This is a genomic window from Ruegeria sp. CE9 (assembly GCF_056537425.1).
In genome coordinates, this window is sequence record NZ_JBQFRO010000120.1 from 1 (window position 1) to 654 (window position 654).

A 654-nucleotide genomic window follows, 5' to 3' on the forward strand; every position below is an offset into this window, starting at 1 on the left:
GCCGCGGTTTTGGGCTTTGTTGTCGTGACCTTCAGCTATTACGGGGCCAACAATAACGGCGTGGATTTCTTCGTGGAGACCGAGCCTGAAAACGCAATTGTCTATGTGCGCGCGCGCGGCAATCTGTCGGTCGAAGAAAAAGACGCTTTGGTCGCACAGGTCGAGGCGCGGGTGCTTGGCTTTGAGGGCGTGCGCGATGTCTTTGCCTTTTCAGGTGATGGCGGATTGAACAATAACACAGGCGGCGCAAGCGCCCCTGAGGACACAATCGGTCAGGTTCAAATCGACCTCGCCCCTTGGGGAACGCGGGCCGATGGCAATATCATTCTTGATGCGATCCAAGCGGAGTTGGACACCATTCCCGGCATCCATACCGAGATATTCGAGCAGGCCAATGGCCCTGCCAACGGCAAGCCGATTGATCTCGAACTAACAGGCGATGATTGGGCGCAACTTCAGCAAGCAACGGCGGACGTTCATGCCTATTTCGAGAACCTCGAGGGGCTGACCCTCATCGAAGATACGCTGCCCCTTCCGGGGATTGATTGGCAGATCAATGTCGATGTCGAGGCCGCAGGCCGCTATGGTGCGAATGTGGCCACAGTGGGCGCTATGGTGCAATTGGTCACGCGCGGGATTTTGCTTGATCGGATG

1 protein-coding gene is annotated in these 654 nt (G+C 56.9%); it reads left to right on the forward strand.

Translation table 11 applies throughout. The features are described 5' to 3' along the window. On the forward strand, positions 1-654 hold a 654-nt coding region (locus ACR0B3_RS24435; protein ID WP_480811302.1), incomplete at both ends, for an efflux RND transporter permease subunit.